The organism is Rickettsia endosymbiont of Seladonia tumulorum (assembly GCF_964030815.1).
In the GTDB taxonomy this organism is placed as follows: Bacteria; Pseudomonadota; Alphaproteobacteria; order Rickettsiales; family Rickettsiaceae; genus Rickettsia.
The window spans coordinates 533,692-548,017 of record NZ_OZ034963.1; the positions used below are offsets into that span (position 1 = coordinate 533,692).

A 14,326-nucleotide genomic window follows, 5' to 3' on the forward strand; every position below is an offset into this window, starting at 1 on the left:
ACGCGGGGCAAGCCTTAAGCGGGAATGACATGTAATAAAAAATGGGGCGAGTGACGGGAATCGAACCCGCGACCCTCAGAACCACAACCTGATGCTCTAACCAACTGAGCTACACCCGCCATAAGTTATCAAAGTAACAGCGTGACTTTAAATTATTATCACTATTTAGTCAAGAATATTTATACCTTACCTCGTGTTAATTTCATTATTTCATCGGTAGACATATTTGAGGTACTTTTACCTGATAATTGTTGTATTAATTTTGTACCTTTTTTAGTGTTGTCTATATCTTTGCTTAAAGCACTCAAATCTTTACTATTAATAGTTTTTTCTTTAATAAATATTTTTGTAGTCATAAAAATTTCTGTATATATTTTATATAATTGTATTATAATTACTCTTAATAAAGAAATGAATATAGAAATGAAAAAAGCGGTTATTTTAGTTAGTGGTGGGGCGGATTCTGCTACTGTTCTTGCAATAATGAGAGAGCAAGGTTATGAGATTCATGCTATAAGTTTTAACTATGGGCAGCGTAACAATGCTGAACTACGGAAAGTTACGGAGCTAGTAAAAGAGTATAACGTCAAGCAACATAAAATTGTCAATATAGACTTAAGAGCTTTTGGCGGTTCTGCTCTTACCGATGATAATATAAACGTTCCTCATTATCAGGACGGGAAAGAGCTACCTGAAGATGTACCTGTTACCTATGTACCTGCTCGTAATACAATCTTTTTAAGTTACGCATTAGGGTTTGCCGAAATAATAGGTGCTAAGGATATTTTCATAGGCGTACATACTAGCGATTCAGCAAATTATCCTGATTGCCGCCCTGAATATATCAAATCTTTTGAAGCAATGGCAAATCTAGCAACCAACATAGGCGGAGTTACTATTCATACTCCTTTGATTAATATGACTAAAGATCAAATAATTAAAACAGGGCTTAGGCTTGGAGTAGATTATAAAAATACCATATCATGTTATGATCCTAGCGAAGATGATCTATCTTGCGGCACTTGCCTTGCTTGCACGATAAGGCTTGATGCTTTTAAAAAGAATAACGTACAAGACCCTGCAAAATATTTATGATTGATAGAAAATATTTATACTCCCCCTTTCCTACGCTCGATTTAGATGATATAATATTAAGAGAGTTAACGGACGTGGATGCTGAAGATTATTTTAATTATATGAATAAGCCTGAAATGGCTATTTATATAACAGAAAGTAACAGACCAAAAACTTTAGAGGAAGCTAAGGAAGAAATTCGTTATTGGTCTAGTTTATATAAGAATCACAGAAGTTTTTATTGGGGTATTGCACTTAAAAGTGATAATAAACTTATTGGTACTGCCGGTTTTAACATAATAAATTTAGAGCATCATAAGGCAGAAATCAGTTATGATTTGGATTATAGCTTTTGGGGGCAGGGCATAATGTTAAAATCTATAAAAAATATTTTAAAAATTGCTGATCATATTGGAATTGTCAGAGTTCAAGCAACAGTAATTACAGATAATTTACGCTCAATTAATTTACTTGAAAGATGCGGGTTTGCACGTGAGGGAATACTTAAAAAATACGAAATAGTTGCAAATGAGCATAAAGATTACTATATGTATGGTAGGGTTTTGTAACAAAAACGTCATTGCGAGCCACTGAAAGTGGCGTGGCAATCTTATGAAAATGTCCTTAAGATTGTATCAAAGCTATGTTCCTCGCAAGGCATTGTTGTGTGGATCAAAAAACGCCCTCGGTGTCATCTAGTTGCTTGACCACGGTATCCAGAAAAGCAACTTTTAATACTAATAATTTTAGTATTTTAAGCTGGAACCCGCTACAAGCTCGCGGGATGACAGAGGAAGAATTGATCTAGACAACAAAGCCTCCACGGGATGATAGAGCTAAACCATGCGAGTACGTCACCACGATAGACAATAAGTATATAAACATAAAAAAAGAAAAATTGATGGTAGTAGAAGCTAATAAAAAGGAATTAATTTGTTCATTCTGTAGCAAAAAGCAGCATGAAGTGAAAAAGTTAATAGCAGGTCCTGCAGTATTTATTTGCGATGAATGTATAAATTTATGCATGGATATAATGGAAGAAGAAAGTAAAATAGCGTTAAAGCAGATTACTTCCACTATTCCAACTCTGCAAAAAATATGTTCAGTTTTAAATGATTATGTAGTTGGTCAAGAGCAAGCTAAAAAAGTTCTAGCAGTAGCGGTATATAATCATTATAAGAGGCTTGAATATGTCCAATCAGGCAATAATGATGTTGAGCTTAATAAATCTAATATTTTGTTAATTGGTCCTACCGGTTCAGGTAAAACGTTGCTTGCTCAAACACTTGCTAAAATTTTAGACGTACCTTTTACTATGGCTGATGCTACCTCTTTAACGGAAGCTGGTTATGTTGGTGAGGATGTTGAAAATATTTTACTTAGATTACTTCAGGCTGCCGAGTTTAATGTGGCTAAAGCACAAAAAGGTATAATATATATTGATGAGGTTGATAAGATTGCTAGAAAGTCCGAGAATCCTTCAATTACTAGAGATGTATCAGGGGAGGGCGTACAACAAGCACTACTTAAAATTATGGAAGGAACTGTTGCTTCTGTTCCTCCGCAAGGTGGTCGAAAACATCCACAGCAAGATTTTGTGCAGCTCGATACCTCAAATATTTTGTTTATTTGCGGTGGTGCTTTTATGGGAATTGATAGTATCATAACTTCTAGAACAAATAATAGTTCTATAGGTTTTGCAGCAAATGTAAATATTGACAAAGAAAAAATTAACAGAGAAATTCTTAAATCTTTAGAGATTGAGGATCTAACAAAATTTGGATTAATTCCTGAATTTATCGGAAGATTACCAATCGTTACAACCTTAGATGATTTAGATAAAGAAGCTTTAGTTACAATTTTAACTAAGCCAAAAAATGCTATAGTGAAGCAGTTTAAAAAACAATTTGAGCTTGATGAAGCTGAGTTAATAGTTGAGGATTCTGCATTGGAAGCTATTGCTGAAAAAGCTTTAGCTAAAAAAACTGGAGCAAGAGGTCTTCGTTCGATAATTGAGCATCTTTTACTTGATAGTATGTATAAAGTTGCTGAGCTGAAGAAACAGCGTGTTACTATTACAGAAGATGTAGTTAAGGGGCTAATAGAGCCAATAATTACTTCTATTATTACCCCAGCAGCAAAAACAAGTAAAAAGCAAGCAGCTGTTGAAGATATACCGGCTTAAGGTGGGTGTAAGTCATTGCGAGGAGCATAGTTTTAATGCAATCTCAGGAGTTTGCTTTATGAGATTGCCACGTCGTGGCTTTTGTAATGACGGAAAATTAATCCTCTTATTCTTTTTATTTTAAAAGATTTAAATATCTCCTAAAATATTACAATTTTCTATAATACCTTGAGAATTTATAGTAGTTTCAAAATTTATTGGATATCCTTCATATTTTAACGCTACTTCAAAAAGTTCAAGATTTTCTGGGGCAGTAATATTTTTTGCAATTTCTTTAATAAACTCTTTATTATCAATCTCTATCTCTTTGCTCTTAATGATATCCCTGCTCTTAATGAGAGTTCTAGTAATTTCAAAAAATTTATTAGAAACAGCTTTCTGTATAAAATTTTTCATTTGATTATCTTCAATAAATATTTCATTATTCGTACAATATTCAAACAATAATTTGATAATTTTAATATCATTTTTATTTATAGCTTTTTGTACAAAATAATTAATTTGCTCTTTACTAAAATCTTTGAGGTTCTTAGGAATCAAATGTTTATATTTATTTTTACCAAAACCTGAATTTTTAGGTTTAAGGTTGACGTGAGGATTAAATAATTGCTCTAAAGTATGTATATTTTCATTTTCAGAAACTATATAGAATAATTCTTCAAGTTTAAAATTTTCTTGATCTTTAAGAGTATTTGTATTGGGATTTGTAAAATATTCTTCTAATATTCCAGAAATAGTATTTTTTTTAACTTGGTCAAAACCTTTAATATATGGTTCTATTAAGTCAAATGATAAATCCTTAAATCCTAACTTAATTAGTTCTAAAGAATTAAAACTTGCAACTTCTTTAATTCCAAACTTTTTCAATAAATGTTTTAATTCTTCAAATTTATTTAAATCTTTTGTATATTTTGTAGCCGCTTTTATGTAGTTACTTTCTTTATTCAAATATGTTGATTTTAAATACTGCAATAAATAATTTTTATTTAAATCTTGAACAACCGGATGTTCGAATATTATTTTTATATTATCTTTAGACCAATTTTCAGCAATTGAAATAATGTTTTTAGCAGATATTTTTTTTGAATGTTCTAATAAAGTTATAAATGATTTTATATCTTGCCTTTCAATTAATTTAGTCAATAAATTATCGATGTAAACTTCTTTTAGCTTTTCAAAATCTTTATCAGCTAACTCTCTAAACCTAAAAATTTTAACTGATTCTACACCTCGACTTTGAATTAATTCATTCAATAGGTTGTTGTGGTGATCATCTTTTAGTTTCCCAAAGGCTATATCAACTAACTCTTTTAATCCAAAATTTATAACTCTTTCTATACCTAATTCATTTAAAAAGTTAGCTAATCCTTTAATACTATTATATTTTTTGATATGTTCAGCTATTACATCTCCATAAACCATTTCAGTTAAATTTTCTAATTCAAGATATTTAAAACCTTTTTTATGTAATAAAGATTTTATTTCTTTATCTTGCCTAATATTCTCATTGTATTTAGCTATAGCATTTATACTAGCATTACTTAAACGATTTCTTTCTATATCTAAAAGAAAATCTTCTGGATGTATTTTTAAATGCCTAAAAACTTCTTTTATAAAATCTTCATTACCATTTTTGGTTATCATATTTAAAAATATTGGATAGCTTACTGCAAACGTATTTATGAAATTTTTATAACCTAATAACTTTGCAGCATTAACACTATTACTTTCAATAATCAAATCAGGTTTTCCGTAAGAAGCTAAGTGCGGGGCTAATAAATCTAGAGCTTTTTTATTATCAATTTTAATAGCTAAATTACAATAACGACTATAAATATCACTTGTTATTTTGTCTTGACTATATGTTATATAGCGGGCAATAGCCTCAAGAAAATTAGGATTATTGATTAAATGTTGTTCCTCAATATTTCTAGAGTTAACTTTTCTCCCCATTTAATTTTTATCATATTTGTAATATATTTATTTTAAGAAACTTACTATATATTAATACTTAATTTTTGCAAGCATTTAATTAAATTTTTAACTATTTCTTAAAAAGAATAAATAGTGCAAATTTAAAAAGATCAAGTATAATTAAAATCAAAACTGCTTATCATATTTTATGAATTATTTACTACCAAGTGCTGCAATAGTTTTACTCGTTTTAGTGAGCTTAAATATATGGTTTTATATAAAAGTTAGAACTTTAAAAACAGAGCTACAATTCTTAACAGATCAAAATTTGGAAATTACTAATAATAATCAGCTACTTAATCAAGAAAAAATAGCTTACTTACAGAAAATCGAGCAACTAAAGTGCAGAGTAGAGTATCAAGAGCAATCTATTAAGGATTCTGAAAAAATACGTAGTGAATCTTTTTCTTCAGCTAAAGCTGCATTATTTGATTTAGGCAAGGATTTATCTAAACAACTTATCGAAATCCATAAAATGGAAAACACAGCAGCAAGAGAACTAGCTGAGAAAAATATTGCTACTGCTTCTGGAAAGTTTAATAGTGAGTTTGAGCGTTTAATTACTATGGTAGGGACACTTAATAAAGATATTGAGCAGTCTAAAAGCACAGTGGACTTAATAAAACAGTCGTTACTTTCGCCTATTGGGGCAGGGCTACTTGCTGAGATTACTCTCGAAAATATCTTAAAATCATCAGGATTACGTTCTAATTTAGATTTCATCATGCAATATGGTTTAACTACTGCAGATAGTACTAAATTAAGACCTGATGCACTTATTTTTCTGCCTTCCGGTAATTTGATAGTGATTGATTCAAAAGCTTCCAAATTTTTAGTTGATGAGCAGGATAATAGTGGGAATCTTAGCAAAACTATGAATTATCATTTAAAATCGTTAGCTAATAAAGATTATGCTGAAAATATTTTAGCTGAATTAAATAAAAAAGAGCAGAATTATAACAATGTTATTACTTTAATGTTTTTACCCACTGAACAAGCCGTTGAAAAAGTTATTGCAGCTGATCCTAATTTTCTACAAAAAGCATGGGGCTGTAGTATTTTCCCAGTAGGACCTAGTGGGCTTATGAATATGCTTTCATTCGCAAAATTTCAAATTACTGACCATAGACGCTCAGAAAATTATAAAGTAATTATTGAAGAAGTAAGAAAGTTATTAAGCTCTATTGGTACTATAGCAGATTATTCTCAAAAAATTGGCAATAATCTACATAATATGGTTACTAATTATGATAAGTTTGCGGCTTCTTTTAATCGTAATTTTATGTCAAGAGTTAAGAATATACAAAAACTTGGTATTGATTCAGGAAATAAAACGCTACCTGCAAGTCTTGAACGTTACCAAATTGTTTCTTCCAAATCCGAAATTATTGAAGTAGAAGCAGAAAATTCTCAACCACAACAAATAGAAGAATAAATTGATAATTCAAATGTTAAGAAAAATTTTTATAATTTGCATATCAATATTATTAGTATTTGTCTGCATATATGGTATAGAAAATTTAAAGTCCAAAAAAAATGAAAATATTCTAAGGGTTAGTTTCATCAATATGTGGTCAGGATTTACAATAGATGAACTGCCAATGATAAAAGAAGTAATAGAAGAAAGTGGAAGAAAAATTGTTATAGATCATAAAAATTATGACCTTATAATTGAGAGTGTTTTCGGTCAGAAAAAAATTAGTAACAAGAATAGTATAAAAATATTTTTTACTGGTGAATCTATTAGACCTAACCCTGATAATTATGATATAGCTATAGGTTTTGATTATATAGATCATCCGCATTATATAAGAATACCTCTATATTATATGTATTTTACTAATGAGATAAGCACAAATTATAAAAGACCTAAATGCAACCCGAATAAGCCGCATTTTGCTTGTTTTCTTGTTAGTGCACATATAGATGATACTGAAAAATTTGATGGTTGCGTTGCAAGAGATAAATTTTTTCACAAGCTATCATCATATAAAAGAATAAGAAGCGGAGGTAAATACTTAAATAACGAAGCTAGAGTAGTACCTAAAGAAAACACTAGAGAGTGGTTATCTGAATGCAAATTTGTAATTGCTTATGAAAATAAGACGTATGAAGGCTATGTTACTGAAAAACCTTTCCAAGCTTATCTAGCTGGAGCGGTCCCTATTTATTATGCAGATAAAAGTTATGTTAAAGACGTAAATCCTAAGGCAGTAATATTTGCTAAAGATTTTGCTTCAGAAGAAGATCTATATAACTATATTATTTCTGTTGATCAAAATGACGAAAAATATTGTGAAATATATAATAACTCAATTGTACCCAATTCTTTAAATAATTACCCTATAATAAAAGAGAAATTAAAAGAAAAACTTTTACCTTTATTAAATGAAAAATAAAATTTATCGCATAAAAAAGTATTTTTTTATATTACTTATCAGTTAAAAAATAATCCGATTAGTGAAAAAGATATTAAAATTTTTGTAATTAATCTAGATCATAGTACCAATAGATATAATAATATAAATAAACAATTTATTCATATTAATTTACCTTATGAAAGATTTAGAGCAGTAAACGGTTATGAATTATCTATAACAAACCAAAAAGGAGAAAAGTTTACCGGTTTAGATGTAAAGAATAATTCTTCCCTTTTATCATTAGATAATAATTATACTATTGTTTGTCCATCAGAGAATATAAATTATTATGCAAATAGTAAGATATTAAATCGCACCTTAACCGCGGGTGAATTTGGGTGTTATTGTAGCCATAGAGAAATTTGGCTTAAAATGGTTGAAGAAAATATTCCATATGCCTTAATTTTAGAAGACGATGCTATATTAGAAGAAAATTTTTATAAGAAATTCTCAACCATAATCAAATCTTTACCTAGTGATTGGGATCTAGTCTATTTGTTTTTGATGCATCTACCGAGGCAAAAATTTTATAAAATTTATAATAATCCTTATCTTAAAAAAATTAATACCCAAAGATATTTTTATACTTCTACAGGTTATTTAGTAAATTTAAAAGCTGCTACGAAGCTTCTTAAATATAGTAAAAGCTTTAGCGAGCCAATTGCACAAGAAGTAGCTAATAATAGAATACAAGCTTATATTACCGTACCTTTTTTAATAAATACTGATTTTAAAGATTCAACTATTATTGATATGGGAAGACCAAACTAGAAATATAGTAAAATGAATCTTTCCTAACCGTATCCTTAAGATACCGCAATCGAATCGCAGTATGACATACTATTATTAGAGTTTTATCAAACCATTTTAGCTTTAGGTTGTTTAAAATTAGCTTGGTCAAAATCGTATATGAAGCTTTTAAGGTACTATAAACTGTTTAAACTTACTGCCGCTAAATACGCCATAATGTCCTGCACCTTTTTGTAAATGATATTTCTTCATTGATTCGGGAATATTGGCACAAAGCTTTAAAGCTGCTTTGGTTTGACCAACTGCTGCAATATCGTCAAGTTCTCCCTCTATACCAAGTAATGCACATTTAGTAATATTTTTTAGATCAATAGGACGTTGCTCTGAAACTAATTTGCCTCTTGCTAGTGAAAATTGTTGGAATACTTCATCGATAGTTTGTAGGTAAAATTCTGCCGGCATATCCATAGCAGCTAAATATTCATCATAGAATTTAATAGTATGATCAGCTTTTTGATAATCGCAATTTAATAAATTTTGCCATAATTCCAAATGCGAATCTATATGACGGAATAGATTTAAGCTTACAAAACCTGCAAGTTGTAAAAATCCTGGATATACTTTTCTACCATGACCAGGATAATTAGGTGGTACTTGCATTGTAACCATTTTGCAAAACCATTCTAAACTTTTGCTTAGAGCAAATTCATTTACTGCTGTTGGGTTTTTTCTAGCATCAATTTTAAATCTTTTATCGATTCAAACATTATTAGAGGGATTATAGCCATATTTAATCTTGCTGCATCATTATAATAAAAATTTTGGAAAAATATGTTATTGCTTAACTCCTCTCCAGTAACATCTTGAGTAATTTTATTACCATAGTAAGATGATATTAATAATGAAGCAAGCCTTGCGAATTTAATAGAAACTGAAGCATAAAACATAGGATCTTCATAGAATATGGTTTCTGGGTCTCGGAAATAAAAACAAATATAATCAATTAATAATGTAGCCATAGCAAGATATTTAGCCACATCCTGCCAATTACTATAAGTATGAATATTATTTAATTCAGGATTATTAAAATCTATATCCTGATCTGTAAGTCTTTTGTATATTGCTTGTAATTTCTGCTCATTAAGATCATTTTTTTTTAGATGTTTAAACAATACATAAAAATAAGGTTTAATTTCTTCAGACGAAAACAACTTATTTTCAATTAAAGCAGGAACAATTTTATTGTGCAAAAATCCAAGTAGCTTATTGTGCATAAAGCCCGTAACTTTACTTTATTCTTCGACGACTCCAGCTGCGGATAACCAACGTAGAGCGGTACATGTTATAAAATAATTTACAGTATCATTATTTAATAAATCAATAGGCTGTAATAGTAGATTTGCTGCATATCTAAAACAAATAACTACATTATTTATCAAATTATCAGAAAAGGTAGGAGTATTATCAAATAAAAATTTAATATCTTCAAAATGACTTTTATCGTTTGTTTTACTTTCTAATTCCTTAAACAGATTATAATTAATGATTTTGGTTTGTTTACTTGATAATACGGTACTCGGAAAAGATAATAAAAGTTGTAATATAGCAAGAATAGTAGTTGGTAAAGCACACAGCTCATATAGTGGTTCTTCTTCATCAAATACATATGAACGAAGTAATATTACTCCTGTTATAAGAGTACTATAAGTCAATGCTATTTTGCCAGAATGGCTGCTAATAGAATTGGATTTTTCTATTAGCCAAGAGTTAATTTTATGTTCCTCGTTAAATTGATCTTTAGCTTTTTCTAGCTTAAAGTAACTTTGCTTTAATGAACTAATATACCTTACAAAATTTAAATGTATCTCTTTTTCTTTGTTAAATTCCTCTGCATAATTCACGTTTGGCTTATATAATATTGCCTTAGCAACATATCGATATAGGAAATATTCTTTAGTGAGCGGATATGACGTATTAGAAATTTTTTCTGCTGATTCAAATAATTTTGCGTAATGCTCAAAATTATTCTCTAAAAACAACTGAACTTTATTACGTAACTCAATAAATTCTAGTGATTTTATATCTCCTATATATTTTAGAATTGCGTCAATAAGATTTTTATTTTCTATTCCTATTAATTTTTGTAATTTTATATGTAAAAAATGATCATAGTTATTTAGTTCGTTAAAAATATTTTGCCAATTTTTATCGGTAATATTTTCACCTTGATATTTTTTAGTTTTTGCTATGCTGCTTAATAGTGCTTGTAAATGTTCTGTGTAAACAAAATTTTTTGTTGTTGTGGGTAAATTATCAAAATTTTTATCATATCCCCATATTTTAAATAATTTACCAAAATCAAACCTTGCAAGTGCAGTAGTACTTTTCCATAAGCATGTTGAAAAAGCTGATATATTATTATAATAGTTTAATATTATTTCAAGCTTGCTGCTCATAATTTTTCATAATAGTTAATTTAAATTAACTATTATGAGCTATAGCAATTTTTAATGCAATTATTCTTTTGTAAAATTTTTAAGCAAAATTAAAGCCTTTGCCGGTAAGAGGTAGTATTTCTTGAGAGATGATTTAACACATAAAGTTAGACCTGTGTTATAATCAACGTTTCCTTTTTGATCAAAATAATCTAATAATAATCCTATATCTGCATGATATTGCTCTACTATTTCTAATAATTCTAGTTTGTAGTATCATCTAGTAACGTTAGTTTACTCTATTTTTTAAGGGCTTAAGTGCTTTAGCCGGTTTTAATAATTCCGGCGTTAAGATGAATTTAGTTTTTCTCTCGATATTTGATAGAAAAAACAAATGAAAATTGTGGGGATGATGTATTACCGCATATTTATCCCATTCAGGATATTGTCTATTTAAATTTTCCTTTGGGTTATAGGGACCATAAACTTCTATATCACCAAATTTATATTTTTTTAAAGGTAATAATTCATGATCATAAAAGAAATCATTAGGATATTGAGTGCGTGTTTTTAAGTTAGAATGAATAAATTTATTTTGGTCTTTTTGAAAAGTAAAAATATCAATGCAGCCTTTTTGACATATTTTATAAGCTAGATCATGAGAAATAGAATAACCTAGTTTTTGAAACTCTGGAAATATTTGTTGTAGCCTTATCTCATCTTCTTGCATTATGCCAATATCAAGATCATCATCATAAGGTATTATCCCTTGATGACGAACTGCCCCAAGCAAGGTGCCTCCGTCTATCCAATAATTAATATTGTGCTTAGTTAACAACTCATGAGTATCTTTCATTATTTGATAGAGTGAGAGAGTCGTATTCTCACTAATTCTATATTTTTTTACTTCTTCATCGGTTGGCACTTTATAACGCCAATCATGTTCAAGCACGTGAGTATAAAAAAATATACTGGCAAAAAGCAAGAGAATAGAACCTAAAATATTTTTAGGTGAGAATACTGACTTTAATTTCATTATTTGTTGGTTTGAATTTTATTTCTTTTGCTGATGTAACATTTTTTAAATCTGATGTCAATTCTTCGGATAATTCAATGCCGCTAACTTCAAGCAATTGTACTTCTGCTTTTATGGATAGATTCTTTTCAGCTTTAAATTTTCTAACATGATCTAAAATCTCAAGCAATCCTTCCGGCTGTTTTGCATCTATTTTATAGTTTAAATTACCATAATTAATCCGATTACCTTTAATGTGAATAGAATTTTCACTATATAATATTTGATACAACTCCTCGGTAATATGTGGCATAAATGGTGCAAATAGTTTAAGTAGGGTTTGCATGACGTGATAAAGCGTTAATATGCTACTATATTGTCCGCTAGGGTTTTTATTTTCTTCATCATAAGCACGTGTTTTACTGATTTCTAAATAATTATCACAAAATACTGACCAGAAAAATTTTTCCGTTAAATGCATAGCGTTAGCATATTCATAATTTTGCAACTCGTTTGTTGCATTGTTTACTAGCTCTACTAATTTATTAATTATCCACTGATCGAATTCATGAGTAATTTTTTCTTTCACATATATAAGATTTGCTTTTTTGTCTTCATCAGATAATTTATCAAAATGTTGCGAGACAAATTTAGCAGCATTCCACAGCTTATTAACAAGCCTTTTACCATTTTTTATTACGTCTTCTGAATAGGCAGTGTCAGCTCCTAATTTTGAATTAGCCGACCAATAGCGTATAACATCAGAACCATATTGCTCTAGCAATTTTTCCGGTACTAATACATTTCCTTTGGATTTAGACATTTTACTACGATCTTCAGCCAAACACCAACCACTTACCATAATATTTTTCCATGGTAGAGTATTTTGATGTAGATGAGCTTTTAAGATAGTATAGAATGCCCAAGTTCTAATAATCTCATGTGCTTGAGGTCTTAAATCCATTGGGAATAAGTTATTATGCCTATCCTTATTCACGGCAAACTCATCAGAAATACCCCATGTTGAAAGTTGCGGCGAAACAGAGCTAGTTGCCCAAGTATCCATAACGTCTAAGTCGGGTTCTACTTCATCTTTGCTATAGCCAATAGGCAAATCCTTTAAAGGATCAACAGGTAACTGCGAGATATCGGCATATAAAATTTTACCCTCTTCGCCGATTCTTTTAGAATACCAAACAGGAAATGGCACGCCAAAATAACGCTGCCTGCTTATACACCAGTCCCAAGATATGGCATTAATCCAGTTGTCTAAACGAATCTTCATATTTTTAGGATACCAATTTAGTTCGTTTGCTCTTTTTAATAGCTCATCTTTATGCGATATAGTTTTAACAAACCATTGTGGCACAGTTAGTACTTCAAGAGGTGCACCTGAACGCTCAGCACATTTAACAGTTTGGGTAATCTCTTCTTGCTTAACAAGCAATTCTTGCTCTTTTAAAATATCTATTATCTTGCTTCTTGCTTCTTTTATTTTTAAGCCGTCTATTCCGATCTCATGAGGGAAATCTATCGTACCTTTTTTGGTAATAATAGTATTCAAAGGCAGATTATGCGTTTTCCACCAAATAATATCCGTTTGATCACCAAATGTGCAGCACATAACAAGCCCTGTGCCTTTATCTTGCTGCACTAACGGGTCAGCTAAAAGCGGGACTTTAACATTAAACAGTGGAGTAACGGCAAACTTTCCTGCTAAATGCTGATAACGCTTATCGTCTGGGTGATAGAATACGGCAACGCAAGCAGGTAATAGTTCAGGTCGTGTAGTTGCGATGGTAAATTCATCATTTGCTTCAGTTTTAAAAGTGATATAGTTCATGAATGAGGTTTTTTCCTTATCCTCAATATCAGCTTGAGCAAGGGCTGTACCATCTACCGGATCCCATAAAATTGGCTGATTATTACGATAAACTTCGCCTTTTTTTACTAAATCAAGGAAAGACATTTGCGAGATTTTACGAGATAGCGGACTGATTGTTTGATATTCTAAATTCCAATCTACCGATAAAGCGACTTGATTAAACAAGCTTCTAAATTTTTCTTCTTTGCTTGCTACTACCTCATTACAAATATTTATGAATTCTTCTCTGCCCATATTATACGCCTTGACTTGTCTTTGCTTTTCAACAAGTCGCTCAGTCGGCAGTCCGTTATCGTCAAAGCCCATAGGATAGAAAATATTTTTTCCCATCATACGCTGAAACCGTACTATAAAATCGGTCTGTGTATAGCTATAAACATGCCCGATATGGAGCTGTCCTGAAACAGTCGGCGGAGGCGTATCTACAACAAATGTTTCATCTTTAGCGATATTCTCATTGTATGCATAAACTTGTTTTTCTTGCCAAATTTTTTGCCATTTTTTTTCGCTTTCGATAAAATTATAATTTTTCGGAAATTCTTTCATAAATGTTTTTGCTAGTTTGAATAACTAACATTATAAAGATTA

At 30.1% G+C, this 14,326-nt stretch carries 12 protein-coding genes, 1 tRNA gene and 1 pseudogene; 6 read left to right on the plus strand and 8 right to left on the minus strand.

Annotation, left to right across the window (positions count from 1 at the left end; genetic code table 11):
• Window positions 1-42 precede the first annotated feature (42 nt).
• Together AAHF54_RS02585 and AAHF54_RS02590 are read right to left on the minus strand one after the other, a co-directional pair.
• Window positions 43-119 (minus strand) — tRNA-His (locus AAHF54_RS02585).
• Window positions 120-179: 60 nt separating this feature from the next.
• Window positions 180-356 (minus strand): hypothetical protein, encoded by a 177-nt coding sequence (locus AAHF54_RS02590; RefSeq protein ID WP_341789026.1) that lies wholly within the window; start codon window positions 354-356, stop codon window positions 180-182.
• A gap of 67 nt (window positions 357-423) precedes the next feature.
• Here AAHF54_RS02590 and queC point away from each other — a divergent pair, with 67 nt between their 5' ends.
• From queC to clpX, 3 genes are all read left to right on the plus strand, one after another.
• Entirely contained in the window at window positions 424-1,095 is a 672-nt protein-coding gene (gene queC, locus AAHF54_RS02595) for a 7-cyano-7-deazaguanine synthase QueC (protein WP_341789208.1), read from the plus strand.
• Window positions 1,092-1,643 (plus strand): GNAT family protein, encoded by a 552-nt coding sequence (locus AAHF54_RS02600; protein ID WP_341789027.1) that lies wholly within the window; start codon window positions 1,092-1,094, stop codon window positions 1,641-1,643. Before queC ends, AAHF54_RS02600 begins: the two co-directional genes overlap by 4 nt.
• Before the next feature lie 332 nt (window positions 1,644-1,975).
• The gene (clpX, locus tag AAHF54_RS02605; RefSeq protein ID WP_342170166.1) at window positions 1,976-3,259 is read left to right on the plus strand and encodes an ATP-dependent Clp protease ATP-binding subunit ClpX; all 1,284 of its coding nucleotides are present in this window, start codon (window positions 1,976-1,978) and stop codon (window positions 3,257-3,259) included.
• Between the two features lie 129 nt (window positions 3,260-3,388).
• On the opposite strand, the gene AAHF54_RS02610 is transcribed toward clpX, so the two are convergent.
• Window positions 3,389-5,212, minus strand: a complete 1,824-nt coding sequence (locus tag AAHF54_RS02610) for a hypothetical protein (RefSeq protein WP_341789029.1) — start codon at window positions 5,210-5,212, stop codon at window positions 3,389-3,391.
• 169 nt (window positions 5,213-5,381) lie between these two features.
• Here AAHF54_RS02610 and AAHF54_RS02615 point away from each other — a divergent pair, with 169 nt between their 5' ends.
• The 3 genes from AAHF54_RS02615 (at window position 5,382) to AAHF54_RS02625 (ending at window position 8,424) form a co-directional block, all read left to right on the plus strand.
• Window positions 5,382-6,668: a DNA recombination protein RmuC gene (locus AAHF54_RS02615; RefSeq protein ID WP_342170167.1), complete on the plus strand. Its 1,287-nt coding sequence runs from the start codon at window positions 5,382-5,384 to the stop codon at window positions 6,666-6,668.
• Window positions 6,669-6,681: 13 nt separating this feature from the next.
• Entirely contained in the window at window positions 6,682-7,632 is a 951-nt protein-coding gene (locus AAHF54_RS02620) for a glycosyltransferase family 10 domain-containing protein (RefSeq protein WP_341789031.1), read from the plus strand.
• A gap of 123 nt (window positions 7,633-7,755) precedes the next feature.
• Window positions 7,756-8,424 carry a glycosyltransferase family 25 protein gene (locus AAHF54_RS02625; protein ID WP_341789209.1) on the plus strand — a complete coding sequence of 223 codons (669 nt, stop codon included), beginning with the start codon at window positions 7,756-7,758 and terminating at the stop codon, window positions 8,422-8,424.
• An 86-nt stretch (window positions 8,425-8,510) separates the two neighbouring features.
• On the opposite strand, the pseudogene phaZ reads toward AAHF54_RS02625, so the two are convergent.
• The 5 genes and pseudogenes from phaZ to AAHF54_RS02650 form a co-directional block, all read right to left on the minus strand.
• A pseudogene (gene phaZ / locus AAHF54_RS02630) lies at window positions 8,511-9,144 on the minus strand (polyhydroxyalkanoate depolymerase); the annotation flags it as partial.
• Window positions 9,114-9,677: a hypothetical protein gene (locus AAHF54_RS02635; RefSeq protein WP_341789032.1), complete on the minus strand. Its 564-nt coding sequence runs from the start codon at window positions 9,675-9,677 to the stop codon at window positions 9,114-9,116. The pseudogene phaZ and the gene AAHF54_RS02635, both read right to left, overlap by 31 nt.
• Before the next feature lie 18 nt (window positions 9,678-9,695).
• Window positions 9,696-10,859, minus strand: a complete 1,164-nt coding sequence (locus AAHF54_RS02640; protein WP_341789033.1) for a hypothetical protein — start codon at window positions 10,857-10,859, stop codon at window positions 9,696-9,698.
• A 268-nt stretch (window positions 10,860-11,127) separates the two neighbouring features.
• Window positions 11,128-11,877: a LicD family protein gene (locus AAHF54_RS02645; protein WP_341789210.1), complete on the minus strand. Its 750-nt coding sequence runs from the start codon at window positions 11,875-11,877 to the stop codon at window positions 11,128-11,130.
• Window positions 11,846-14,284 carry a valine--tRNA ligase gene (locus AAHF54_RS02650; RefSeq protein ID WP_342170168.1) on the minus strand — a complete coding sequence of 813 codons (2,439 nt, stop codon included), beginning with the start codon at window positions 14,282-14,284 and terminating at the stop codon, window positions 11,846-11,848. Before AAHF54_RS02650 ends, AAHF54_RS02645 begins: the two co-directional genes overlap by 32 nt.
• Between the last annotated feature and the right edge of the window lie 42 nt (window positions 14,285-14,326).